Here is a 26608-nt window from a genome sequence, read left to right as displayed (position 1 = left end):
TGAAATCCTCTTATCTTGACCCTTCTTTTATGTATTATTTCGTTAAATTTTTTTAATTTTTAAACCTATTGAAATTATTAGAATAGAGTGTTAAATTAATTTAAAGTGTTTCCTTCAAAAAAGAGTAGTTTTGAAGTGTAAACTTTTTAAATAATATAAATGGGGGAAAGTTATGAAAAAAAATAAGTTTAGCTTTGGTTTTGTGGCTTTAATGCTAGTACTGATTTTAGCTTTGGCAGCATGTTCTTCTGATGGAGAGTCTGAGGCAAATAGTTCTGATGCAAAGAAAGAATTACAAGTAGCTTATAATGCCCAACCTCCTACTCTTGATCCACTTATCACAACAGCGGTGGCTACTAGAGATGTAATGAGAAATGTATATGAGACATTGTTAACCCTAAATGAAAATTTTGAAATAACACCACTACTTGCAGAGTCGTATGAGCAAAGTGAAGATGGAAAAACAATTACTTTCAAGTTACGGAAGGATATTAAGTTTCATAATGGTGATGTGATGACAGCTGATGATGTTGTAGCTTCCATGACACGTTGGGTAGAAACAACCTCTTTAGGAAAAACTTCCTTTAAAGATTCTACTTTTTCAAAGGTAGATGAAGAAACAGTAACACTTGAAATGCCTGAAGCACAATTTACCGCTTTGCATATGTTAGCTGATCCGGGACAAGCAGCAGTTATAGCCCCAAAATCCACTATAGAATCTGCAACTGCAGAAGGTTTAACAGAATTCATCGGTACTGGTCCATATAAGTTAATTGAATGGAAAGCCGATCAATATGTTCATCTAACAAAATTTGAAGAATATCAATCTGTTGATCTACCTGCAAGTGGTTTAGCAGGAAAAAAAGAAGCATTCATTGATGATATTTACTTCCAATTTGTTACGGACGCATCTACAAGATTAGCAGGTATCCAATCAGGTGAATATGACATTGCAAATGCAATTTCTTTTGATAATGCCGAGCAACTTGCTACCAATAGTGATGTGAAAAATTCAGTAGATCACAATGGCTTTAATGGTGTTGTATTTAATAAGAAATCTGGTTTCTTTGAAAATGTTGTTGCACGTCAAGCTGTTAATGCAGCCTTAAACGAAGAAGCAATCTTAACAGCCGCCTTTACAAGTCCAGAATTTTATGAATTAGAGCACGGCTTAATGATTAAAGATCAAAAAGAGTGGTATAGCGAAGCTGGGAAAGAGAAATACAATCAAGATGACCCTGAAAAAGCAAAAGAATTGCTAAAAGAAGCTGGATATAATGGGGATGAAATCGTAATTCTTTCAACTCGTGACTACGAAGATCATTATAATGCTGCAGTAGTAGTTCAGCAGCAACTTGAAAGTATAGGAATGAAAGTAAAACTAGATATTTATGATTGGGCAACTGTATTGCAAAAAAGAGCAGATGAAAATGCATATGACATTTTTGTTACAGGTTTCCCTACAGAGCCTATTCCAACTAAGTACGTTTTCTTAGCTTCTTCTAATGAATGGCCAGGTTGGACAAACGATCCAATTATTGATGATTTATTAAATAAAATTAATACTGCAAGTTCTCAAGAAGAAGCAAAACAACATTTTGATGCTTTACAAGAACAATTTTACGAATATTTACCAATGATTAAATTCGGTAACAAAACAACCATCACAACCCTACGTTCTGATGTAAAAGGTATGGATTTCCTTCAAGGAATCATTCTTTGGAATGTAGATAAGAAGTAACTTGTAAAGTATATGAATGAACTAAATCATCGAGGAGATGATCACTTGAAAGGCTATATTTTAAAACGTTTATTATCTTTAATACCTGTTCTACTTGTAGTAGCCGTGGTTGTGTTCCTATTAATGCATATAACTCCTGGTGATCCAGCTGCTGTAATTTTAGGACCGGAAGCATCCCCCGAAGAGGTTGCCGAGCTCAGAGAAGAGCTCGGATTAAACCGGCCACCAATTGAGCAGTTTGTCTCTTGGTTTGGTAATATACTACGAGGTGATCTAGGTACTTCCATTTTTATGAAACAACCAGTTTCACAAGCTTTTTTTGAACATTTGGGACCTACTCTATCCTTAGCAATAATGGCACAATTTCTTGCAATCGTAGTTGCAATTCCTCTTGGTATTCTTGCTGCAAAGTTTAGAGGATCATTTTTGGATCAAAGCTTTATGGGAATTTCCTTACTGGGTATTTCCGTCCCAAGTTTTCTACTTGGCTTATTCTTAATTTTGTTGGTTGGTGTTGAACTTAAATGGCTTCCTGTAGCAGGATATAAGCCAATTAGTGAAGGACTATTTGACCATGTAAAATATTTAATTCTTCCAGCAATAGCACTTGGCGCAATGCAAGCTGCCCTAATAGCCAGAATGACTCGATCTTCGATGCTAGATGTATTAAATGCAAACTATATTAAAACTGCACGTTCAAAAGGAGTAAAAGAGACTCTAATTGTAATTAAACATACTTTGAGAAATGCTTTTATCCCTATTCTTACAATTATCGGACAAACTTTTGGAACACTTGTTGCAGGTGCCGCTGTTGTTGAAACAGTCTTTAACATTCCAGGTATTGGACAACTAATCATCAACTCCGTAGAGCGACGGGACTTCGCTGTTATACAAGGCTCCGTTATGTTAATAGCTGTGAGTTATGTACTGATCAACTTAGTCATCGACTTACTATACGGCATTATCGACCCACGTGTTCGATTGGGTAGAAAATAGAAAGGAGTTGACATGAAGTGCAAAATGTAATTACTAATGAACAACTAAATGCTTTGAAAAGTGAGATGAAAAAGAAACATAGAGACCTTTTGATAAAACGATTTCTTTCAAATAAACTTGCACTATCTGGTTCGATCATAATGATCGTAATTATTTTGCTAGCGATTATAGCTCCTTTCTTTACTTCTTTTACTCCATATGAGTTAGATGCTATGAAAAGGCTTAAAGCACCAAGTGGAGAACATTTCTTGGGAACTGACAACTACGGTAGAGACCTATTTAGCAGGGTTGTTCACGGTGCAAGAGTCTCCTTAATAATTGGCTTTGCGGTAGCCATTATTACTTCTATCCTAGGAATGATTATTGGTCTGTATTCTGCTTATTTCAAGAGATTAGACGGTATATTGATGAGAATTTCAGATGGTCTGATGGCCTTCCCAGCAATTCTTTTGGCAATCGCAATAATGGCTTCCCTTGGACCTAGATTAGAAAACGTCATAATTGCTCTAACCATTGTTTTTACTCCTTCCGTAGCAAGAACTGTACGCTCTGCTGCATTAGTTGTAAAGGAGCAAACCTATGTGGAGGCATTAAGAGCACAAGGAGCAAGTTCATCAAGAATAATTTGGTTAAATATTGCTCCAAACGTTTTATCACCACTTATTGTGCAAGCCACTTTTATATTTGCTGACTCCATAATCATTGAAGCAGCATTAAGTTTTTTAGGTGCTGGTATTCCTTCTCCTGATCCTAGTTGGGGAAACCTGTTATTTGACGGAAAAACTGTAATATTTAACGCTTGGTGGATGACACTTTTCCCTGGTATCGCTATTATGCTTACAGTCTTTGGGCTAAATCTTTTTGGAGATGGACTTAGAGATTTATTAGACCCACATAATAATAAGGCAAAAAAATAAGAAACTGCGTGGTGATTCAATGTCAGACATACTGTTAGAAGTAAGAAATTTAAAGATTCATTTTAATACGGAGAATGGAACTGTCACAGCTGTTGATGATGTATCGTTTTCTGTCAAACAAGGTGAAACTGTAGGCGTTGTAGGTGAATCCGGTTGCGGTAAAAGTGTAACTGCAGAGTCTATACTTCGCCTCCTGGATGAAAAGAATACGAGTTATGAAGGTAATATTCTATTTGTGAATAAAGATATTTTAAATTTTAGTTATAGGGATTTACAGAAACTACGCGGAAACGAGATATCGATGATTTTCCAAGATCCGATGAGTTCCTTAAATCCAGTTTATACAGTAGGCAATCAGATAGTTGAAGCATTATTGCTCCATCAAAACTTATCGAAGAAAGAAGCGGAAGAAAAAGCAATTGAAATGCTTAGATTAACAGGTATACCACTTCCTGAAAAACGAGTGAATGAATATCCTCATGAGCTTTCTGGAGGGATGAGACAGCGTGTCATGATTGCAATGGCACTCTCATGTAGACCAAAATTGTTAATCGCTGATGAACCAACTACCGCGCTTGATGTAACAACCCAATCACAAATTTTAGATTTAATTAATGACCTAAAAGACGAATTTAATATGGGTACCATAATGATTACACATGATTTAGGTGTGGTTGCGGAAGTTTGTACAAAAGTTGTTGTTATGTACTTGGGTCAAGTAATTGAAGAAGCCTCGGTGGAGTTTATTTTCACCTCTCCTCTTCATCCTTATACCCAAGGGCTTTTAAAATCAATTCCGCATATCGAAGGTCCTCGTGATGAAAAACTTTATGTCATAGAAGGGAAGGTACCGACTTTAACCCAAATTCCACCGGGATGTCGTTTTGCACCTCGTTGTGAATTTGCAACAAGCCTATGTAGAGAAAAGATGCCTCAATTAGAGTCTTATGATAATGACCGCAAGGTACGCTGTTGGCATTTCAAAGAGATTCAAGAAAAAGGTGGTGTGATGAATGGTTTCAGAAATAAGTCAAGTAGTACCGCAGTCTCCTTCTAAAACAGAAGCACCTAAAGATGTCATTTTAGAAGTTAAAAATCTAAAAAAATACTTTCCTATTATTGGATCTTTAAATAATAAAATTTCACAAGTACAAGCTGTAAATGATGTTTCTTTCTGTCTATTTCGAGGAGAAACATATGGATTGGTTGGTGAATCCGGTTGTGGAAAAAGTACAACTGGTCGTACAATTTTAAGATTACTTGAGCCTACAGAAGGTGAAGTAATATATCAAGGAAAAGATATCAACAAATTAAAAGGAAACAATTTAAGAAATATTCGACGAGAATTACAAATGGTTTTTCAAGATCCTTATTCATCCCTTAATCCTAGGAAACGCATTGGGGCAATACTTGAAGAGACACTTAAAATTCATAAATTGGGAAACAAAAAAGAACGAACAGAACAAGTTATGAATATCTTAAACAAAGTTGGTTTTCAAAGAGAACACTATTATCGCTTTCCTCATGAATTCTCTGGTGGTCAACGACAACGAATCGGATTAGCAAGGGCTTTAATTATCAATCCTAGTATCATCATCTGTGATGAACCTGTATCAGCACTAGATGTATCTATTCAATCACAGGTACTAAACTTATTAGAAGATATACAAGAAGATTTTAACTTAACCTATTTATTTATTTCACATGATCTTGGTGTTGTTCGACATATTTCAGATCGTATTGGTGTAATGTATCTCGGAAAATTAGTAGAAGAATCTCCTACTGATGAGTTATATGCAAATCCATTACATCCCTATACAAAAGCTTTACTCTCAGCAATTCCGGTAGCCAATCCATTTGTAAAACGTGAAAAAATTAAACTTATCGGTGAACTTCCATCACCTGTAAACCCACCAAAAGGTTGCGTATTTCATACCAGATGTCCGTTCGCTACAGATATATGTAAACAAGCAGAACCAGTATTAAAAACGATAGACAACGGACATAAAGTGGCTTGCCATCTTTACTAATATATTTGGAGGTAATTTAATGTTAATTGAAAAAGTGGTAATTCGAAAAATGAAGATGGATTTAAAATTTCCTTTTCAAACGAGTTTCGGTACACAACAGGAGCGATTATTTCTAATTACTGAGATATACAGTGGAAATCATATTGGATATGGAGAATGTGTTGTTAGTTCTAATCCGTATTACAGTGAAGAAACAGTTTCCACTTCTATTGCAATTACAAAAGAATTTCTATTACCACTTATCCTTGGAAAAAATATTCAACATCCTGATGAAGCAAATAAATTGTTTAGTCGTATTCGCAGAAACAATATGGCGAAATCTGCAATTGAAGGTGCTCTTTGGGACCTTTATGCAAAAACACAGGACAAACCTCTTGCAGAAGTTATCGGAGGAAAAAAATCAGAAATCACTGTTGGAGTAAGTATTGGTATTCAAGAAACGAAAGAAGATTTAATAGATAGAGTAGAAGAATCACTAGCACAAGGTTTTAAAAAGATTAAAATTAAAATAATGCCTGGAAAAGATTTAGAATATCTCCGTAGTGTTCGTGAAAAATTTGGCGATATACCTGTTATGGCTGATGCTAACTCAGCTTACACTTTAGATCATATTGAATTATTTAAGGAAATAGATAGTCTGAATTTAATGATGATTGAACAGCCATTGGCGCATGATGATATTATCGATCATGCTGTATTACAAAAAGCTATTCAAACCCCAATATGTTTAGACGAAAGTATACATTCTGTAGAAGATGCTCGAAAAGCAATTGAACTTGGAAGCTGTAAAATTATTAATATTAAAATCGGTCGTGTTGGCGGTATTTCAGAAGCCATTAAAATTCATGACCTTTGCCAAGAAAATAATATACCTGTATGGTGCGGAGGAATGTTAGAATCTGGTATAGGAAGAGCTCATAATATAGCTATTACTTCACTAGCGAATTTCAGCATCCCAGGAGATACAGCCCCTTCTGCCCGTTATTGGGTGAAAGACATCATTCAACCTGAGGTTACTATGGATGAAAAAGGACATATTAAAGTACCTACTAGCCCAGGTATAGGCTATGGTATTGATAAAAATGCTTTAGATGAATATACAATAGAAAAAATTGAGTTTACCGAAGAATCACTAAGTATGTCTAACTAATAACACGAAACCTACCTAATTCATTAGGCGGGTTTTTTTTATAGAAAAAATCCTCTTTTAATCGATTAAATCGATTATGAGAGGATCCTTTTAGTTATTTTCTAAAGCTATAAGTACTGCTTCCTTTAAAATCTCTGAACCTGTAAATAGCATATCATGGTTAAATGACATTTTAGGGTGATGCAATCCTGGGGATAAATCACAACCTAGTCCTATCATGGTCGCTTTCAATTCTGGTTTCTTAATTGTATAAAAATGAAAATCATCCCCACCAGAAGTTATAAGTGGTTTAGTGCATTTTTCTATTCCTATTACCTTAATAATCGCTTTTCTCATTATTTCTTGTGCTTCATCATTTACTATAGCCGCAGGTAATTCTGACTCAAAATAATAATCAATTTTCGTATTATATAAATGTTGAACGTCTTCAATTATCTTGAGTGCTTTCTCTTTCAAAAGACTCATTGTTTCATTATTTTGTGCTCTCATATCAACACTAAAACTTCCATTTCCAGGTATAATATTTTTATTATCCCCTCCGGCTTGTATGGATGTTATTTTAATAGATGAGGGAACTTGCGGATCTACATTTATAAATTTAAATAAATGATTAATAGAAGTGATGATATCAACCGCATTCGATGTTAGATGAGGTCTCGCACCATGACTGTCATCTCCAGAAATGGTTGCATGCATAAAACAACCAGCTCCATGTACAATTATAGGGGTAGCAAATCCTGTGTTTAGCTCTTGAATAGGTCTCAAGTGAATACCAAATAGATAATCTACATCATATATTACTCCCTTTTCTACCATTTTCAATGCACCGTTTCCTTTTTCTTCTGCAGGCTGAAATATAAATCGCACTGTTCCGTTGAATTTAGATGCCAAAAGAAGTCGAATTGCTCCAATTACCATTGTCATGTGAGCATCATGTCCACACGAATGATTTGCTCTAAAGACACCATCTACTTCTTGCCAAAGTGCGTCCATATCTGCTCTAATTGCAACTACTGGCTTCCTTGTCCCTATATCTGCAAATAGTCCAGTACAATCACTAAAGCTAGTGACTCGACAACCTTCCTTTTCAAGTAAATCTTTAATATACTTTGTAGTCTGAACTTCATTCCAACTAGTTTCCGGATGTTCATGTAAATGTGCGAAAATTTCTTTCAGATCATTCTCTACCTCAATAGTGCTAATCAATGTAAATCCTCCTTTTATTAATTAAAAAACAATTTACTATATGTTTGTTCATAAGAGGCCCTTTGCCTTTTATATTTATCAGAATCCTTTAAGATTACCCCTGCTAAGAGTGCATTTAAAAAAGAAGTTACAACCGGAGCAGAATCTAATGTGGACATATAGGCAAGTTTAGTTGAGAACAGTAAACTTGTATGCTCTGAGATTGGGGAAATTTCAGAATCAGTGATGCCAATTACAAATACATTTTTCCTTTTTAACTCTTCCGCCACATGTAATGTTTGGACCATGTATCTACTAAATGAAAACGCAATTAATACACACTCTTCATCTAGTTTCTGTAAAGAAAAGTAATCATCCATATTTAAGTTAATTAATTTACTATTACCTCTTATTGTATTTAAGGTGAAGCAAAACCAGTGAGCTAAACCATAAGACGCCCCGTTTCCAACTACCACTATTTGTTTTGCATTATAGATTTTATTAATAGCTTCATCAAAATCAGATTTTTGAATAGATTGAGTGGTTCTTTTAATATTTACTTGATCCCTAAGCATTACTTGTTCAAAAATTGTAGACTCCTCAGGTGTATCTAGCATATCTGATTCATAATCCAATATGGTAGATTTCAGTTCAAATACTGAAGATCTGACCTCCTTTTGTAATTCTAAAAAGCTTTTATAACCTAAAGAATATGCCAGTCTTATTACACTCGTTTCACTTACTCCTATTATTTTCCCAATCTTTTCAGCAGAGTTAGAAGCAAAAACGAAGGGGTGCTCTTTTAATAGTTCAGCTACTTTCTTCAAACTGTTCGAAAGAGTATTGAAGTGTTCTTTTACTCTAATTTCATAGTCATACATATTAGATGTTCTCCTTTTTGAAGGATTTCCTTTTATTTTATAAATTAAATAAGGTTTCCCTTTATTATCATACCATTTTATCTGAAGATTCACAACTTAACAATTATGTTCTCAATCAAAAATGAAAATTATCTATATGCAGTAGATGTGGATTATGCATATGAATTCACGAAAGGCTTAGAAGAATTTAAGACCAATGAATAACTAGGATCTCGCACGCTGGCTCCGAGGCAGAGTTAAAAACTGTTGAAAAAATTGAAGAAGGATAGTTGATTAAGTACGTTTTTTATTACAAGTAACCCAAGTTTATTCATCCAGTCAAAACAAGAAGAGCCCCCGGCATTCATCGGAGGCTCTTCTTGTTTTATTCATTAATATATAGTTCAAAAACGTCTGCAAAATCTTTTTTAACGTATTTATCCTTTTGATCAAGTAACCATTCTGTTGCGAAGCGAGTAATCTCTTCAAATGAACCAGCAGGAGTCACTTCTCTACTTTCAATTTTACCGATGGATTGTGCTGCGTATCCTAAGCTATTTTGGGCAATATCATATTTCTTAGCGTTTTCTTTCATTTCAACAGAAATAGTGTGAATTACTTTATATAAGTCTTTTATTTCCGTTGAGAATTTTTTATGAATATCAATTGATAAAGGGACATTACCAATCGTGAATTTGATTTCTACATCTAGATCAATCGTTCCTGCTGTTTCAAGTGCTACGTCTGTAATTGGGTGATAGGCATAATCGTATCTTCTCAGCATTCTTTTCTTGCTCATTGCGTTTTGACCATCTACATGTATAAGCGCTTTATTTGTGAAGCAATATTCATCCGCTTTTGTCTTGATAAGGAAATAAATAACTTCACCTGATTCGTGCATGACAAAGTCGTCTGATTCAGTTTTATCAAATTCTGTTTTTGGTACAACAATTCCAATATCCGATAAACCTAGTGCGTCTGATGCGAGTTTTTTTAGCATTTATTTTACCCCCTTGATTTTATACTAATTTAAGATTATCATAGTTTAGCTTGGGCAATAAAGGGAATTCTTAACTATAAAGAATTTTTTAAATTTTTAGTAAAGGAATGTGATCAATTGAAAAAGTTTGTTAGCTGCCTTACTTTGGCGATGTTAGTTGGTATGTCGCTCGTAGCATGTACACCTAAAGAGGAATCTTCTGACAAGAAAGAAGAGACTGTCCAAGAAGGAAAGGATGTTACTTTGGAAGGTAAAAATGAAAATTATCTATCTGCAGTAGATGTGGATTATGCATATGAATTCACGAAAAGCTTAGAAGAATTTAAGACCAATGAAAAACTAGGATATCGCACTGCTGGCTCCGAGGCAGAGTTAAAAACTGGTGAAAAAATTGGAGAAGAAATGAAAAAAATTGGCCTAACCGAAGTAACCAAGGATGAATTCACTTTAGATACTTGGGAATTTGAGAAAGCAGATTTAACATTCACGGATGAAAACGGCAAGGAGCATTTAGCTGTTTTGGGTGGTTACCAAGTTAACTTTGATACTAACGGCGTGAAGGAATTGGATATCGTCTATGCAGGCAAAGGTACTGCAGAAGATCTTGCTGAACTTGATATTGAAGGTAAACTCGTTTTAATAGACATCAACCAGCGTGAGGAATGGTGGATTAATTATCCTACCTATCAAGCACACTTAAAAGGTGCCGCTGCAGTAATTGCAGTACAAGAAGCTGGCTACGGTGAAGCGGACCCAGATGCTTTGAATGCCCAAGATATCTGTGGCCCGGATGATGCACCTGCATTTTCTATGTCCCAAACAGACGGTAATAGTTTAAAGAAAGCCTTAGAAGCCAGTGAGAATGGTTCCATAAAAGTTAAATTCGATGCAAAATCAACCGTGAAAATGGATGGGAAATCATATAACTATTACGGTAAAATCATCGGAAAAGATCCTGAGTCTTATATTATTCTATCTGCACATTATGATTCTTATTTTACTGGATTCCAGGATGACAATGCCGCAATCGGTTTAATGATGGGTGTTGCGAAAGGTTTAGTTGATAGCGGCTACAAACCAGAAAAAACGATTATTTTCAATGCACTTGCTGCTGAAGAATGGGGCGTTTCCAACTCTCGTTATGACTGGTCAACAGGAGCATACAATCAAATCTTCAACATCCATCCTGAATGGGTTGGAAAAGCATTTGCTAATATGAACTTTGAGCTTCCCGCTTATGAACATACTACCCAAGATGAAATCCGCTCTGTATATGAGTTAGATAACTATTTAACGAGATTTGTGGAGACAGTTCCAGCTGTAGATGGTGTATATAAAGATGGTATTTCCGTCGTATCCCCACTACGTACTTGGTCTGATGACTTTTCATTTGGCATTGCTGGGGTTCCCGCACTGCGTAATGATTTCCAAGATAGTGATTTCATGCGTTCACATTATCACTCTCAATTTGACAGTGAAGAAACGTATAATGAGGATGCTTTTAAATTCCACTTAAATTTATATGGTTTACTCACTATGCATTATGATCAAACTGCAGTCGTACCACTAGACTTCACAAATCGATTACAAGCATTAAAAGAAAAAATCAATGCAGAAACATTTGAAAAAGCTTCTGTTTCTTCGGACGAGCTTGTTGCAGAAATTGATACTACTCTAGCAATTACAGAAGAAGTAAATGCGAAGGTAGCAAAGATTAATGAAGATTATCTAACAGCGTTAACAGAAGGTGACTCTGAAACAGCTAAAAAGCTTTACGATGAAAGCCGTGAGTTGAACAGTGGCTTACTTGCTGCATTTAAATATGCGGAGGATAATTTCACCCGTTTAACTTGGGAGGACGTTCTAATATTCCCACACGAACATGCACAAAATAATATTGATAATTTATCATTGTCCATCGATGCATTAAACCAAGGTGATATTGCTACCCCACTGGACGAGTACCTATGGGCAATCGATAATAACTGGTACGCATATGATTTTGAAAAAGAAGTATTCGATTATTTCACGGACTATGTGCTTGAAGCTCCTAAGGAAAAACTGATGTGGGGTGAAGGCAGAATCGTAGGACACGAAGACCTATTTGATACAATTAAATCACTAAAAGAAAAAAGAGATCAATCTGATGCGGATGTGTCTGCAGAGATTAAAACATTGAATGAAACATTAGAAAGACAAAAGGAACTATTAAAAACAACCGTTTCCGATGAAACTGCTAGTGTAAGAGAACTTGGTGAGATGTTGGCTGAATTGAAATAAAGTGAAAAAGCTGTCTATTGGAGTAATAAACTCAATGGACAGCTTTTTTCTTATTTAATTCAACAGACGAATAACTTCTCCATTCAAGTACGCCTGTATATCCTCTACTGTTTCCTGAAAATAAGTGCTGTAATTTCTTTCGCTTACATAACCTAGATGGGGTGTTGCAAGCACATTTGGTAGAGCGCGGAATGGATGACTTATTGGAAGTGGCTCGGTGTCAAATACATCTATCCCTGCTCCTGCGATCCAGTTTTCTCGTAAAGCATGGATGAGTGCATCTTGGTCAGCGATAGCTGCGCGAGAAGTATTAACAAGATAAGCGGATGGTTTCATCAGCTTCAATTCTTTCTCACCAATCAAACCTCTTGTTCGATCACTTAGTACAAGATGAATGGAAACAAAGTCACTCGTTTCAAGTAACTCCTCCTTTGAAGTTGCAAGTTGTACACCAAGTTTGTCTGTTTGTTCTTTCTTTAAGTTTTGACTCCACGCTATAACTTCCATACCGAATGCTTGCGCAATCATTGCCATCTTACTACCTATTTTTCCAAGTCCAAGAATCCCAAGACGTTTTCCATATAAATCGGACCCTACCGTACTCTGCCAAGGTCCATCATTTCGAAATTCATTATTTTCTTTTGTAATTTGGCGAGCAAGATTTAAGATAAGAGCCCAAGTCAGTTCAGTTGGAGGCTCAGACATGCTTGCTGTTCCACATACCGTTACTCCATGTTTTGTTGCAGCCGGAAGGTCAATAGAAGCATTTCTCATGCCTGATGTGATGAGTAATTTTAGTTTTGGTAGCTTTTCAAACAAAGATGCAGTAAATGGTGTACGCTCACGCATGATTACTACTATTTCAAAGTCATTTATTGCATGAATGAGTTCTTCTTCTTTTTCAAAATGATTTTGAAAAGATTTTACCTCTACCTCATCTAAAATATTGGACCAGTCTGCCATCTTAAGGGCAACATTTTGATAATCATCTAGAATAGCACAACGCAATTTCATTTATTCTCCCCCACTATTTAAAATAATCAACCATAATTTGCACGATTAAAAGAACTGTTACTAGTCTAAGAAGTGGTTTCACATGCTCGGTTTTTAATTTGCGAGCTATTCTTACTCCAACCTGAGCACCTACAATTGCTCCAAGCATTAATGCTAATGTAAGTGGCCAAATGATTTTACCAGTTGAGATATACGTAATGGCTGATCCAAAGCAACTCGCAAAAACTCCAATTCTAGATAAGCCGATTGCTCGTATATATGCAATTTTTTGGCTTGCATATAAGTACATTGCAAGTGTGCTGCTCCCTGGACCAAACATTCCGTCGTACATGCCTATACCGAGCAGTGCAGGTCCTGTTCTCTTATTAACATTAAATTGTTCCGTCCCATCAAAATTACCTTTTCCCATGAAGGAAGTTACAAACGCAAAGCTTAACAAAATGATGGCAATGATGGTCAGTGTACTTCCGCTTAATAAGGACGCAATTAGTCCACCTAAAATACCTCCTCCTAAACAAAACACAAGGACCGACAGTACTTCTTTCACGGAAACTTCTTTTTCCTTAAAGATAACAAGAAAGCTTGAGAGAGAACTGACCGTATTGGAAACCTTGTTCGCACCGATTGCCGAATGCACTGGTAATCCCATAAGTAACATCGTCGGTAAGCTTATCAGTCCCCCTCCACCGACCAATGTGCCGACTACATTACCTGCAATTCCAATCAAAAAAAATATAAAAAATTCCATTGTATATCCTTCTTTCCAAACTTCTATCATATGGTTAGCTTACGCCTCTATTCTTGATAAGTAAATTCAATAGTTATTATGGATTTACATAGGAAAAACTTATCAAGATTTGAAGGAGATTAGATAAGGGAAAGGGAAGAAGTAATAGAAGGAGGGATATCCATTGAAGAGACTAATACTCTTATCACTCATTTTATTTGGTTGTACAAATGAACCCAGTTCAGATGGAGAAATTATTGCGGAGAAAGTGGCAACAAACTTAGATATTCCATGGGCGATCAACCAGCATGAAAATATTTTTTATATTTCCGAACGTGTAGGTACGATTGCAAAAGTGACAAGTGATGGCAATGTTACGCATGAAGAAGTGGTGCTTTCAGATAATTTGTCTGACGCATCCGAAGCGGGTTTACTTGGTTTTGTATTAAAAAACGATTTTATAGATTCACTAGAAGCCTATGCTTATTATACGTATGATGAAAATGAGGAATCCTTCAATCGAGTAGTAACCATTAAATTAGAAAACGACATGTGGAGAGAGACTGCTATTCATTTAGACGGTATCCCGACTGGCAACATCCATCACGGAGGTCGATTAGAAATCGGACCAGATGGACTTCTTTATATCACTATTGGAGATGCTGGAATTCCCCAGAATGCCCAAGACCCATCTTCCCTTAATGGAAAAATAGTCCGAATGAAAGAAGATGGCACTTTTGAGATTTATACTACAGGTCATCGGAATCCACAAGGATTGGCATGGGATAAAGAAGGAAAGCTTTATGAAGCCGAACATGGACAATCAGCTAATGATGAAGTCAATTTAATCGAGCAAGGAAAAAATTATGGCTATCCCATTATAGAAGGCACGGAAAGGAGAAATGGTTATGTTACACCTATCGTCACTTCCGGTGCCAATGAGACATGGGCTCCTTCAGGAATCAGTTTTCATAAGGGAAAATTATATGTAGCTACCCTTCGAGGAGAAGCGATAAAAGTAATTGATGTCTCCACTGGAGAAGTGGAACGCTCTATCACCGGTTTTGGTCGTATTCGAGATGTTTACTCAGACGGAGAATCCCTTTATTTTGTTACAAATAATACCGATGGAAGAGGGTCACCAAGAGAGGATGACGATGTGCTCTATCGATTGATTGAGTAATCTACGATACTCGTAGGCACATCGCAATTTGTACACCAGACCTTCCTGTAAATCGTGTGCCTTCATCTATAAATCCAGATTTTAAATAGACAGATTGCGCAGCTTTATTTGCTTCATTTACACCAAGTACAACCTGTTCTACTAACGGAAAGTGTTCTTTTACATATTTCGTTAGTAGAATCATGGATGTTTTAGCAATTCCTCTTCCTTGATATGCTGGATGGATCGAATAACCTCTTAGTAAAATGCTTTGTTGGTGATTGGTATAGTTGAATTTATCATCACCCGTATCCAAAACAAAAAAACCTGCCACACTATCATCTTCTTTTATAACAATTGGCGTATATGTGGTATTGCTCTCGCTACGTTCCAATAGTTCAAGGGGATGTCCTGTGAATCCTAACTGCTCCTCCGAAAGCGGATAATCCTCTAATGCTGCACGATGTATTATTTCATATTTGGCAAGTGTAATCATTAGTTCTCCTCCTAATACAATTGTAAGCCCATCTCATCTACTACGTTCATATGTTTTGGAACTGTCAAATATAAATATGTTTCCCCCTGCACTCTTACTGTTTCATCGCTTGGAAAGACATCATTGATCGTTAAAATGGCTAGATTGTTGGAAAAACGATAATACTTATACTCTTGTTCAGTAGGCTCTTCTATTATTAATTGATCACCTTCCCATTTAACTTTGGAAAATGGAATTCTATCTTTCATATTCATTCCGTAAATAAATAAATTTGTTCGATAAACTTTACCTTCTACTAACTGCTCCTTCGAGTCAGTCCATTCCACATATACTTTTGCCGGTAGATAATCTGAATTAGAAGATACTATATGGAATGTATCTCCTTCAATCTCGTGCGTCCATTCTTCCACTAGAAAATCCTTATGAAGCTTGCTTACTTCATTCTTTCTAAAAGCTTCATCAAATACTTGATTTTCGTTTTCTAGCTTTTCTAAATCAGTTTTTGTAAATAACTCTTCCTCATTAGCTGGCATTAATTCATATACGACAACTGCAAATAAGAGAACACTCATATAGCTTAGAATAATTCCTTTTGCCAAGTGTTTAGTTAAAATTATACGCTTCGATAAGCTCTTTAGCCCAATACGAATAAACCAAGAAAAAAGTAGGATTAGTAGTATAGGCATGAACGCCATAATTACTGTCATGGTCTAACCTCCAGTCGATTAGAACTGGCTATTGCAATTCCAAAGAAAACAATCGTCACAATAATAAGATTCAGTATTAATAACCATGTCGATTCATTTATAAAGATATTTTGAATAAGTGTTTGCCCAATCTCTGTCGTAAGTATAGATAATACGAAAATGGGGATTATGAACAAAAATACTCTACTATTTTGTATAAGCATCCCAGCTAAGTAACCGCCCGCAGCAAGACTCAAAATCAATAATGTAGTAATAATTACCATACGGAAAGAACTTAATGGGTCATCAAAAACTCCAGGACTTTTCATATACTCCATATTGCCAAAGAAAGAAAGATACACACGCAAAACATAATTCGATAAAAAAGTGGTCACTCCAGCAAATATACTAATAATTAGAAGGATAAGGATATTGGCTAAATTACTGCTAAGTCGAGTAGTAACAAAAGAGAAATCGTCATAACGATATGCTTTGGTCGTAATAAGATTTCCAACAAAAAGTGCCCAAATTGCTACAAAAACAAATACCAAGTCATTTGAAAGTGTAAGTACTTGAATATGGATATTGTTAACACTAGTTCCCATCATACCAGAACCACTCGTAGAAAATAGAAGACCAATCAGCTGTACGAAAATAAGCGATAATAATGCGCCAATGTAAGCGTTCAACTTGAACTTAACCTGTGTCATAACTATTTTCCCAAGAGTACCATTAGTTAAAAACATCATCAATCCCTCCTTTCGAATCACTAGTTACATACATACAAACATCACTTGCGGAAATAGGTTTTGTACTAACTCCTTCTATATGCATAGGTCCATCCTTCTTCACCACAGTATATAGAAGCTGATCATTAAGATGTTTCGAATGTAGAATCTCTTTTTGAGATGTCCATTTTTTCACTACTTTCGTAGGACCTTGAATTCCAATTGCATACTCCTTCACTTCATCGAGGGACTTATGAAAAACTACCTTGCCTTTATGAATCAAAAGAATATCTTCTAGTAAATGTTCTATCTCCGCTAGGTGATGACTAGAAATTAAGATTGTGCGAGGATGTGCTATGTATTCTTTCAGCAAAGCTCTATAAAAATCAGTTCGTACAGCTTCATCCATTCCATTCGTCGGCTCATCAAACATCGTTAATTCACAACGTGTCGCTAACCCAAAAATTATATTAAATGTTCCTCGAGTTCCTGTGGATAATTTTGAATGCTGCTGTTTGGGATTCATATTGAAATAGTTAAATAATCGTTCTGCTAGTTCTGCATCCCATTTGGAGTAGAAACTTGGGGCAGTTTTCAAAATATCTGCCAACGTAAATGAATCGGGAAAGCTCATTTGATCGTCTATTAAGATACTGTTCGCGGACACACATAAATTATTGAAAGGTTTATTAGAAAATACTCTTACCTGCCCAGCGTCTTCTTTTATAAATCCTGCTAGTATTTTAAGTAATGTTGTTTTACCAGCACCATTACGACCAATTAATCCAGTAATTTTATGGTCTTCTAGGTGAAATGATATATCTTCAAGCGCATGTATCTTACTGTAACTCTTTTTTATATGTTGGCATTCTATAACCTTCATTTTTGCTCCTCCTCACATCTTTTTATTAATTGGATGAGTTCTTCTTCTGACACTGAAAGTCTCCTAGCTTCTAAAACAAGTTCCATCGCCATCCGTGTCAGCGTTTCCCCCCGTCTCTTATTTAGAATTGTTTCTTTTGCCTCGGTAACTACGAACATGCCAATACCTCTTTTTTTATATAAAATCTCATCTTCCACGAGAATTGTTAAACCTTTTGCTGCAGTTGCAGGATTAATATTAAAAAGATCCGCTAATTGATATTGAGAATGTACTTTTTCATCGCTTTGGAATCGATCAGCGATTATTTCATTCTCAATCCATTCCGCTATTTGAATATAAATGGGCTTCGAACTATCTGCGTCAAGATTCACTTATAGCAACCTACTTTCATATGAGTTAGTACATTAGTGTTGTAATGTAGTATATACTAAATTACAAAAAAATACCACATTCTTTTATAGAATGTGGTTAAATGAATTGCGATTAATTTTCAAATTCCTTTTCAAAGTTCAAGTTCACTGGTTCACTAGGCATTTCTTCTGGTACCATCATGTTAGTAGAAGGAGTTTTATCATCCACTTGCATAAAAGCAAATTCATCCATCCACACTTCTCCTACACCCTGAAGCATAACCCCAAAATAAATCGAATGTGCATTATGTGGCACATCTAATACGACAGAGTAATGATTCCATGCAGATGTCCCAGTAATAGGACGATTTTGCATATTATCAAATTGCAAAGTGTCTCCATCTTTACCGTCTACACGCATCCACAATCCAACAAAACCTTCCACTTCTTTCGTTTGAATAAAACTAGATAACTTCATCCGCTTCCCGTACCATTCGTTTGCAAGAAACTGCTGCATCACAGTACCAAATTCCCCTTGAACGGCTGGTGCTACAGATCTTAAATATCCCGAAGCACTTCCCTTATGGACATTCTCAAAATCCCTACTCATCTCATACTTATTATTATGAGCACCACTTAAAAACCAACCTTCCATCATCTCTTCCTCCTTTTGATCTTTTTCTTCTAATAAAGTTCGCATGAGCACTCGATACTTTCCCGGGGGTAAGCCATATTCTTTTCGAAAGGCTCGTGTAAATGACTCCTGTGATTCAAACTGGTAAGTAAACACAATATCTAGTATTCGAGTATCTGTGTATATTAGCTTATTTGCAGCGTTCGTCAGCCTTCTATGACGTACATATTCACTTAGCGTCATGCCTACTTTACCTTGAAATAAACGATGAAAGTGAAAGAACGAATAGCCCGTTAACTGAACAATCTCTTCATTATTGACTGGTTCCTCCAATCTTGTTTCTAACCAACTAATTGTCTTTTGCATAATATCCACTACCCATGCACCTCCTCATACACTTATTTTAAAAGACTTATTATGAGGGATTTTGATATTTTTTGCGATAGTAAAAGGATTTTTGGCTGTAATATAGAATTTATTAAGGAGAGATGGAGGGTTTATAAAATGAAACTCGGACAAATTGCCGTAAATGTAGAAAATGTAGAACGTGCAGTTGCGTTTTATAAGAATGTAATTGGACTACCATTATTATTTGAAACGAATGGATTAGCATTTTTTGAGTGTGAAGGAACGAGACTGCTATTAAGCCGCCCCGAAACAGAAGAGTTCAATCACCCAAGCTCCGTATTATACTTTCAGGTAAAAGATTTAAATGGAGAAGTAACACGCATGAAAGAAGCAGGAGCCACTTTTATTGATGAACCCCATATGGTTGCTAAAATGGGAGAAGTAGAAACATGGATGGCCTTTTTTAAAGATACTGAAGGCAATACCCACGCACTAATGAGTGAAATTTAAAATGGTAAGCCCCTCCTTGGAGGGGCATTTCTTGTTTGTGTCCGTATAATGATATTTCTGACCGTATAGAATTAAATGTGTCCGGATAAAATTTTTTCTATCCACATAAATAGTTTTCTGACCATATAGCATTTTTTCATTCATTTTATATTTAGTCGCTTTTCCTTCTCCCATTCTTATTAGTCCCATACTTTGAATAATTCTAGTCGTTGTCTGATGTTGATGAATATGCAAAAATTTACAGCATTCTTTATTTGATATTTTTTCACCAATCAGCACAAACCACTCAATTATCGCCTTTATATGTGCATGGGCATCTTTAAAATTGCAATTTGTGCATAACCAAGTTCTTTTAATTCTCTCCATACCAAAACTTTCACATTTCCCACACTGAACCCCAGTAATCAATTCACTAGGATCAATCCGCCAATTTCTGCACATTGGGTAAGGAAGATAAAACTGATGAGACTCCAAAATATTTTTAACTAAATGGTTCATCTGATCAGCAGACAAATATTCCTTTTGCGTTTGTAACTGTCGGAGATAAACAGGAATACTAGAAGCATAAATTACATCAATATGCTTCGGAGATTTAATGATTTTCGATTTAGTTGTACTAAATACAATAACTCCACTTACTGGTAAATTCATTCCCCTGTCTTTCAACCATTCTCTTAATAAGTATATATTTCGACTTACCTGCACTTCAGGACTTTCAAAAGTATCCTCTTGCCCATTCTCCAACCTTCTAGATAAACAAGCGGGTTTATTTTGAAAAAACAACTCTCCAACAATATTTTTACACTCTAAAATTACTACTCCATAAGGAGAAATAAAAATAGTATCCATTTGGAATCTACCATTTGAAGTTAGGCTCACATCATGTAAAATACGGCAATCATAAGGAAATTGGTATCTATCAAATATTTCTTCTACAATTGTTTCTCCAATAATTCCAGCTTTTGAGGATAGCATTCTAGAACTTATCAATGATTTCATCGCATGCTCTTTTGGTAAGCGGTGATATAGCATTTCCAAGCCCATATATTTGTATTCAATTGAACGTTTTTTTATAATCAATTCTTCCTTCACCCCTTTGTTGCACCATATCATATATATTCATAATGTAAATTGTATAAAAATGACGATAATTTTGTTATGAACATATAAAGTAATTCAAAATTGTGTTTAGGCCGAAATTATATATTAAAATTCAATTTTTGATTTTATAATTTATGTCGGTAACTGTCAGTATTTCCCGGGAAATGTCGCACTTTATAAGTTAAAATTCCTTTTCATTTTTCACTAAATAAAAAAATATACAAAAAAAAGTCGCCACCGATTACTCGGTGACGACTTTTCTAGTGCCCAGCGACGTCCTACTCTCACAGGGGGAGACCCCCAACTACCATCGGCGCTGAAGAGCTTAACTTCCGTGTTCGGTATGGGAACGGGTGTGACCTCTTCGCCATCATCACTAGACTCTTCGGCTTTCCATACACATCGTACTTCTTCGTCAACTTCATTCGTTCGGTCAGTCACGTACTTGAGTACGCTCCTTTCCTCTCTCAATCGTTTCCTCGAATTACTCGTGTCTAGAAACCCTCTTATTAGAGTGCTTGTTCACTCAAAACTGGATAAAAGACATTGATGCTCGCATATTCATATTTGGTTAAGTCCTCGATCGATTAGTATTCGTCAGCTGCACGTGTCGCCACGCTTCCACCCCGAACCTATCTACCTCATCGTCTTTGAGGGATCTTACTTACTTGCGTAATGGGAAATCTCATCTTGAGGGGGGCTTCGTGCTTAGATGCTTTCAGCACTTATCCCGTCCACACATAGCTACCCAGCGATGCTCTTGGCAGAACAACTGGTACACCAGCGGTGTGTCCATCCCGGTCCTCTCGTACTAAGGACAGCTCCTCTCAAATTTCCTACGCCCACGACGGATAGGGACCGAACTGTCTCACGACGTTCTGAACCCAGCTCGCGTACCGCTTTAATGGGCGAACAGCCCAACCCTTGGGACCGACTACAGCCCCAGGATGCGATGAGCCGACATCGAGGTGCCAAACCTCCCCGTCGATGTGGACTCTTGGGGGAGATAAGCCTGTTATCCCCGGGGTAGCTTTTATCCGTTGAGCGATGGCCCTTCCATGCGGAACCACCGGATCACTAAGCCCGTCTTTCGACCCTGCTCGACTTGTAGGTCTCGCAGTCAAGCTCCCTTCTGCCTTTACACTCTTCGAATGATTTCCAACCATTCTGAGGGAACCTTTGGGCGCCTCCGTTACACTTTAGGAGGCGACCGCCCCAGTCAAACTGCCCGCCTGACACTGTCTCCTACCCGGGTTACGGGTATGGGTTAGAATTTCAATACAACCAGGGTAGTATCCCACCGACGCCTCCTCCGAAGCTGGCGCTCCGGGCTCTAAGGCTCCTACCTATCCTGTACAAGTTGCACCAAAATTCAATATCAAGCTACAGTAAAGCTCCACGGGGTCTTTCCGTCCTGTCGCGGGTAACCTGCATCTTCACAGGTACTATAATTTCACCGAGTCTCTCGTTGAGACAGTGCCCAGATCGTTACGCCTTTCGTGCGGGTCGGAACTTACCCGACAAGGAATTTCGCTACCTTAGGACCGTTATAGTTACGGCCGCCGTTTACTGGGGCTTCAATTCGCACCTTCGCTTGCGCTAAGCACTCCTCTTAACCTTCCAGCACCGGGCAGGCGTCAGCCCCTATACTTCACCTTACGGTTTTGCAGAGACCTGTGTTTTTGCTAAACAGTCGCCTGGGCCTATTCACTGCGGCTCTTCTGGGCTATGCACCCAAAAGAGCACCCCTTCTCCCGAAGTTACGGGGTCATTTTGCCGAGTTCCTTAACGAGAGTTCTCTCGCTCACCTTAGGATTCTCTCCTCGACTACCTGTGTCGGTTTGCGGTACGGGCACCTCCCGCCTCGTTAGAGGCTTTTCTTGGCAGTGTGAAATCAGGAACTCCGGACATTCGTCCTCGCCATCACAGCTCAATGTTACAGAGTGCGGATTTGCCTACACTCACACCTCACTGCTTGGACGTGCATAACCAACAGCACGCTTACCCTATCCTACTGCGTCCCCCCATCACTCAAACGGCGGGGTGGTGGTACAGGAATATCAACCTGTTGTCCATCGTCTACGCCTATCGGCCTCGACTTAGGTCCCGACTAACCCTGAGCGGACGAGCCTTCCTCAGGAAACCTTAGTCATACGGTGGATGGGATTCTCACCCATCTTTCGCTACTCATACCGGCATTCTCACTTCTAAGCGCTCCACCAGTCCTTCCGGTCTGACTTCAACGCCCTTAGAACGCTCTCCTACCACTGATACCATAGGTATCAATCCACAGCTTCGGTGATTTGTTTAGCCCCGATACATTTTCGGCGCAGCGTCACTCGACCAGTGAGCTATTACGCACTCTTTAAATGATGGCTGCTTCTAAGCCAACATCCTGGTTGTCTAAGCAACGCCACATCCTTTTCCACTTAACAAATACTTGGGGACCTTAGCTGGTGGTCTGGGCTGTTTCCCTCTTGACTACGGATCTTATCACTCGCAGTCTGACTCCCAAACATAAATCATTGGCATTCGGAGTTTGTCTGAATTCGGTAACCCGGGATGGGCCCCTAGTCCAAACAGTGCTCTACCTCCAAGATTCTCGCGTTTGAGGCTAGCCCTAAAGCTATTTCGGAGAGAACCAGCTATCTCCAGGTTCGATTGGAATTTCTCCGCTACCCACACCTCATCCCCGCACTTTTCAACGTGCGTGGGTTCGGACCTCCAGTAAGTGTTACCTTACCTTCATCCTGGACATGGGTAGATCACCTGGTTTCGGGTCTACGACCACATACTCATTCGCCCTATTCAGACTCGCTTTCGCTGCGGCTCCGTCTCCTCGACTTAACCTTGCATGTAATCGTAACTCGCCGGTTCATTCTACAAAAGGCACGCCATCACCCATTAACGGGCTCTGACTATTTGTAGGCACACGGTTTCAGGGTCTATTTCACTCCCCTTCCGGGGTGCTTTTCACCTTTCCCTCACGGTACTGGTTCACTATCGGTCACTAGGGAGTATTTAGCCTTGGGAGATGGTCCTCCCGGATTCCGACGGAATTTCACGTGTTCCGCCGTACTCAGGATCCACTCAAGAGAGAACGAATTTTTGACTACGGGGCTTTTACCCTATCCTGCGGACCTTTCCAGATCGCTTCGTCTAACTCGTTCCTTTGTAACTCTATGCTGAGTGTCCTACAACCCCAAGAGGCAAGCCTCTTGGTTTGGGCTCTTCCCGTTTCGCTCGCCGCTACTCAGGGAATCGATTTTTCTTTCTCTTCCTCCAGGTACTTAGATGTTTCAGTTCCCTGGGTGTGCCACAGATGCGCTATGTATTCACGCAAATGTACTGCTCCATTACGAACAGTGGGTTTCCCCATTCGGAAATCTCCGGATCAAAGCTCACTTACAGCTCCCCGGAGCATATCGGTGTTAGTGCCGTCCTTCTTCGGCTCCTAGTGCCAAGGCATTCACCGTGCGCCCTTATTAACTTAACCTAATTCGGCTTTCAATACACGGCGCATTTCTTCGTCAGCTTCGCTCGTTCACATCCTCACGTACGTTAGTACGTTCCGGTGTTCACTCACTCGCTTCCTCGAACTGCTTGTGTCTTGAAACCCTCAAATATAGTAGTTAAAAGTACTACACAAAAAATAATCACGAATGTGATTACAAATTGAATTTCTTGAATTTGTTGCTTTCAATGTCGTTTTATCCAGTTTTCAAAGAACAAGTTTGAAATGCTCAAATGAATGAACATTCAAAACTGAACTGCAAAACGTTAAGCTACAGATAAAGATCTGTATTCCGTGTTTATCCTTAGAAAGGAGGTGATCCAGCCGCACCTTCCGATACGGCTACCTTGTTACGACTTCACCCCAATCATCTGTCCCACCTTCGGCGGCTGGCTCCCAAAAGGGTTACCCCACCGACTTCGGGTGTTACAAACTCTCGTGGTGTGACGGGCGGTGTGTACAAGGCCCGGGAACGTATTCACCGTGGCATGCTGATCCACGATTACTAGCGATTCCGGCTTCATGTAGGCGAGTTGCAGCCTACAATCCGAACTGAGAACGGTTTTATGGGATTAGCTCACCCTCGCGGGGTTGCGACCCTCTGTACCGTCCATTGTAGCACGTGTGTAGCCCAGGTCATAAGGGGCATGATGATTTGACGTCATCCCCACCTTCCTCCGGTTTATCACCGGCAGTCACCTTAGAGTGCCCAACTGAATGCTGGCAACTAAGATCAAGGGTTGCGCTCGTTGCGGGACTTAACCCAACATCTCACGACACGAGCTGACGACAACCATGCACCACCTGTCACCGCTGTCCCCGAAGGGAAAATCCTATCTCTAGGACGGTCAGCGGGATGTCAAGACCTGGTAAGGTTCTTCGCGTTGCTTCGAATTAAACCACATGCTCCACCGCTTGTGCGGGCCCCCGTCAATTCCTTTGAGTTTCAGTCTTGCGACCGTACTCCCCAGGCGGAGTGCTTAATGCGTTAGCTGCAGCACTAAGGGGCGGAAACCCCCTAACACTTAGCACTCATCGTTTACGGCGTGGACTACCAGGGTATCTAATCCTGTTTGCTCCCCACGCTTTCGCGCCTCAGCGTCAGTTACAGACCAGAAAGTCGCCTTCGCCACTGGTGTTCCTCCAAATCTCTACGCATTTCACCGCTACACTTGGAATTCCACTTTCCTCTTCTGCACTCAAGTCCCCCAGTTTCCAATGACCCTCCACGGTTGAGCCGTGGGCTTTCACATCAGACTTAAAGGACCGCCTGCGCGCGCTTTACGCCCAATAATTCCGGACAACGCTTGCCACCTACGTATTACCGCGGCTGCTGGCACGTAGTTAGCCGTGGCTTTCTAATGAGGTACCGTCAAGGTACGAGCAGTTACTCTCGTACTTGTTCTTCCCTCACAACAGAGTTTTACGATCCGAAAACCTTCTTCACTCACGCGGCGTTGCTCCATCAGACTTTCGTCCATTGTGGAAGATTCCCTACTGCTGCCTCCCGTAGGAGTCTGGGCCGTGTCTCAGTCCCAGTGTGGCCGATCACCCTCTCAGGTCGGCTACGCATCGTCGCCTTGGTGAGCCGTTACCTCACCAACTAGCTAATGCGCCGCGGGCCCATCCTGTAGTGACAGCCGAAACCGTCTTTTAACATTCCTCCATGTGAGGGAATGGATTATTCGGTATTAGCCCCGGTTTCCCGGAGTTATCCCAATCTACAGGGCAGGTTGCCCACGTGTTACTCACCCGTCCGCCGCTAAATCAGAAGAAGCAAGCTTCTTCATCATCCGCTCGACTTGCATGTATTAGGCACGCCGCCAGCGTTCGTCCTGAGCCAGGATCAAACTCTCCATAATAGAGAACTTAAAAAGCTCATTTTGTTTTGCTGGCATCATCATTAAATGATGTCAAAATTGTTTGCTATCTGACTAACCGAAGCTAGTCTATCAAGCTATATGTCTTAACGTTTTGCATGTTCAGTTTTCAATGTTCATGTTTTAAAAAATAATGGAGCGGGTGAAGAGAATCGAACTCTCATCATCAGCTTGGAAGGCTGAGGTTTTACCACTAAACTACACCCGCGTTAATATAAGATATAATGTTGTTATTTTTTGGCGCGCCCGGCAGGAGTCGAACCCACAACCTTCTGATCCGTAGTCAGACGCTCTATCCAATTGAGCTACGGGCGCATGTGCTTTGGTGCGGCCGAGAGGACTTGAACCTCCACGGGGTTAACCCCCACTAGGCCCTCAACCTAGCGCGTCTGCCGTTCCGCCACGACCGCGTAGTT

At 38.9% G+C, this 26608-nt stretch carries 21 protein-coding genes, 3 tRNA genes and 3 rRNA genes; 9 read left to right on the top strand and 18 right to left on the bottom strand.

The features are described from left to right. The first annotated feature begins 172 nt into the window (after nt 1-172). From AM499_RS19230 to menC, 6 genes are all read left to right on the top strand, one after another. Nucleotides 173-1741: an ABC transporter substrate-binding protein gene (locus AM499_RS19230; protein WP_053591704.1), complete on the top strand. Its 1569-nt coding sequence runs from the start codon at nt 173-175 to the stop codon at nt 1739-1741. A 45-nt stretch (nt 1742-1786) separates the two neighbouring features. After that, nucleotides 1787-2737 carry an ABC transporter permease gene (locus AM499_RS19225; protein WP_053591703.1) on the top strand — a complete coding sequence of 317 codons (951 nt, stop codon included), beginning with the start codon at nt 1787-1789 and terminating at the stop codon, nt 2735-2737. Between the two features lie 65 nt (nt 2738-2802). Next, on the top strand, nt 2803-3654 hold the full coding sequence (locus tag AM499_RS19220) for an ABC transporter permease (protein ID WP_053592295.1): 852 nt from the start codon (nt 2803-2805) through the stop codon (nt 3652-3654). A 19-nt stretch (nt 3655-3673) separates the two neighbouring features. Next, nucleotides 3674-4711: an ABC transporter ATP-binding protein gene (locus AM499_RS19215; protein WP_053591702.1), complete on the top strand. Its 1038-nt coding sequence runs from the start codon at nt 3674-3676 to the stop codon at nt 4709-4711. After that, nucleotides 4668-5684 carry an ABC transporter ATP-binding protein gene (locus tag AM499_RS19210; protein ID WP_053591701.1) on the top strand — a complete coding sequence of 339 codons (1017 nt, stop codon included), beginning with the start codon at nt 4668-4670 and terminating at the stop codon, nt 5682-5684. The genes AM499_RS19215 and AM499_RS19210 overlap by 44 nt, the downstream gene beginning before the upstream one ends. A gap of 19 nt (nt 5685-5703) precedes the next feature. Beyond that, nucleotides 5704-6834: an o-succinylbenzoate synthase gene (gene menC, locus AM499_RS19205; protein ID WP_053591700.1), complete on the top strand. Its 1131-nt coding sequence runs from the start codon at nt 5704-5706 to the stop codon at nt 6832-6834. A gap of 90 nt (nt 6835-6924) precedes the next feature. Here menC and AM499_RS19200 read toward each other — a convergent pair whose 3' ends face one another. From AM499_RS19200 to AM499_RS19190, 3 genes are all read right to left on the bottom strand, one after another. Then, nucleotides 6925-8037: a M20 peptidase aminoacylase family protein gene (locus AM499_RS19200; RefSeq protein WP_053592294.1), complete on the bottom strand. Its 1113-nt coding sequence runs from the start codon at nt 8035-8037 to the stop codon at nt 6925-6927. Nucleotides 8038-8057: 20 nt separating this feature from the next. After that, nucleotides 8058-8900 carry a MurR/RpiR family transcriptional regulator gene (locus AM499_RS19195; RefSeq protein WP_053591699.1) on the bottom strand — a complete coding sequence of 281 codons (843 nt, stop codon included), beginning with the start codon at nt 8898-8900 and terminating at the stop codon, nt 8058-8060. Nucleotides 8901-9264: 364 nt separating this feature from the next. Beyond that, nucleotides 9265-9879 (bottom strand): PH domain-containing protein, encoded by a 615-nt coding sequence (locus AM499_RS19190; RefSeq protein WP_053591698.1) that lies wholly within the window; start codon nt 9877-9879, stop codon nt 9265-9267. Between the two features lie 117 nt (nt 9880-9996). On the opposite strand from AM499_RS19190, the gene AM499_RS19185 reads away from it, so the two are divergent. Further along, nucleotides 9997-12159 carry a M28 family peptidase gene (locus AM499_RS19185; protein WP_053591697.1) on the top strand — a complete coding sequence of 721 codons (2163 nt, stop codon included), beginning with the start codon at nt 9997-9999 and terminating at the stop codon, nt 12157-12159. 54 nt (nt 12160-12213) lie between these two features. Here AM499_RS19185 and AM499_RS19180 read toward each other — a convergent pair whose 3' ends face one another. Both AM499_RS19180 and AM499_RS19175 read right to left on the bottom strand, forming a co-directional pair. Further along, a complete protein-coding gene (locus AM499_RS19180; protein ID WP_053591696.1) occupies nt 12214-13173 on the bottom strand; it encodes a D-2-hydroxyacid dehydrogenase family protein in 960 nt (319 codons plus the stop codon). Nucleotides 13174-13186: 13 nt separating this feature from the next. Beyond that, nucleotides 13187-13921 (bottom strand): sulfite exporter TauE/SafE family protein, encoded by a 735-nt coding sequence (locus AM499_RS19175; RefSeq protein WP_053592293.1) that lies wholly within the window; start codon nt 13919-13921, stop codon nt 13187-13189. A 163-nt stretch (nt 13922-14084) separates the two neighbouring features. On the opposite strand from AM499_RS19175, the gene AM499_RS19170 reads away from it, so the two are divergent. After that, a complete protein-coding gene (locus AM499_RS19170) occupies nt 14085-15083 on the top strand; it encodes a PQQ-dependent sugar dehydrogenase (RefSeq protein WP_053591695.1) in 999 nt (332 codons plus the stop codon). Nucleotide 15084: 1 nt separating this feature from the next. On the opposite strand, the gene AM499_RS19165 is transcribed toward AM499_RS19170, so the two are convergent. From AM499_RS19165 to AM499_RS19140, 6 genes are all read right to left on the bottom strand, one after another. Beyond that, entirely contained in the window at nt 15085-15558 is a 474-nt protein-coding gene (locus AM499_RS19165; protein WP_053591694.1) for a GNAT family N-acetyltransferase, read from the bottom strand. Nucleotides 15559-15569: 11 nt separating this feature from the next. Next, nucleotides 15570-16265, bottom strand: coding sequence for a hypothetical protein (locus tag AM499_RS19160; RefSeq protein ID WP_053591693.1), 696 nt, complete (start codon nt 16263-16265; stop codon nt 15570-15572). Then, nucleotides 16262-16990, bottom strand: a complete 729-nt coding sequence (locus AM499_RS19155) for a hypothetical protein (protein WP_053591692.1) — start codon at nt 16988-16990, stop codon at nt 16262-16264. The genes AM499_RS19160 and AM499_RS19155 overlap by 4 nt, the downstream gene beginning before the upstream one ends. Further along, on the bottom strand, nt 16977-17855 hold the full coding sequence (locus AM499_RS19150) for an ATP-binding cassette domain-containing protein (RefSeq protein WP_053591691.1): 879 nt from the start codon (nt 17853-17855) through the stop codon (nt 16977-16979). Before AM499_RS19150 ends, AM499_RS19155 begins: the two co-directional genes overlap by 14 nt. Next, nucleotides 17852-18226 (bottom strand): GntR family transcriptional regulator, encoded by a 375-nt coding sequence (locus tag AM499_RS19145; RefSeq protein WP_053591690.1) that lies wholly within the window; start codon nt 18224-18226, stop codon nt 17852-17854. Before AM499_RS19145 ends, AM499_RS19150 begins: the two co-directional genes overlap by 4 nt. A 112-nt stretch (nt 18227-18338) precedes the next feature. Then, nucleotides 18339-19205 carry a helix-turn-helix transcriptional regulator gene (locus AM499_RS19140; RefSeq protein ID WP_053592292.1) on the bottom strand — a complete coding sequence of 289 codons (867 nt, stop codon included), beginning with the start codon at nt 19203-19205 and terminating at the stop codon, nt 18339-18341. Nucleotides 19206-19343: 138 nt separating this feature from the next. On the opposite strand from AM499_RS19140, the gene AM499_RS19135 reads away from it, so the two are divergent. Further along, on the top strand, nt 19344-19697 hold the full coding sequence (locus AM499_RS19135; RefSeq protein WP_053591689.1) for a VOC family protein: 354 nt from the start codon (nt 19344-19346) through the stop codon (nt 19695-19697). Here the strand turns inward: AM499_RS19135 and AM499_RS19130 are convergent. The 7 genes from AM499_RS19130 to AM499_RS19100 form a co-directional block, all read right to left on the bottom strand. Beyond that, on the bottom strand, nt 19680-20777 hold the full coding sequence (locus AM499_RS19130) for a nuclease-related domain-containing protein (RefSeq protein ID WP_053591688.1): 1098 nt from the start codon (nt 20775-20777) through the stop codon (nt 19680-19682). The genes AM499_RS19135 and AM499_RS19130 overlap by 18 nt on opposite strands. Nucleotides 20778-21063: 286 nt before the next feature. Continuing rightward, a 5S ribosomal RNA gene (gene rrf, locus AM499_RS19125) occupies nt 21064-21179 on the bottom strand. 186 nt (nt 21180-21365) lie between these two features. Then, nucleotides 21366-24294: ribosomal RNA gene (locus tag AM499_RS19120) — 23S ribosomal RNA — on the bottom strand. Between the two features lie 326 nt (nt 24295-24620). Further along, nucleotides 24621-26174, bottom strand: a 16S ribosomal RNA gene (locus tag AM499_RS19115). The 16S, 23S and 5S rRNA genes sit together here with 3 tRNA genes alongside, the layout of an rRNA operon. Before the next feature lie 152 nt (nt 26175-26326). Continuing rightward, nucleotides 26327-26400, bottom strand: a tRNA-Gly gene (locus AM499_RS19110). A 30-nt stretch (nt 26401-26430) separates the two neighbouring features. Further along, a tRNA-Arg gene (locus AM499_RS19105) sits at nt 26431-26507 on the bottom strand. 8 nt (nt 26508-26515) lie between these two features. Then, nucleotides 26516-26602, bottom strand: a tRNA-Leu gene (locus AM499_RS19100). Nucleotides 26603-26608: the final 6 nt, after the last annotated feature.

The sequence above is a fragment of the Bacillus sp. FJAT-22090 genome, from assembly GCF_001278755.1.
Lineage (GTDB): Bacteria > Bacillota > Bacilli > Bacillales_A > Planococcaceae > Psychrobacillus.
This window is presented reverse-complemented; position numbering and strand designations above follow the sequence as displayed.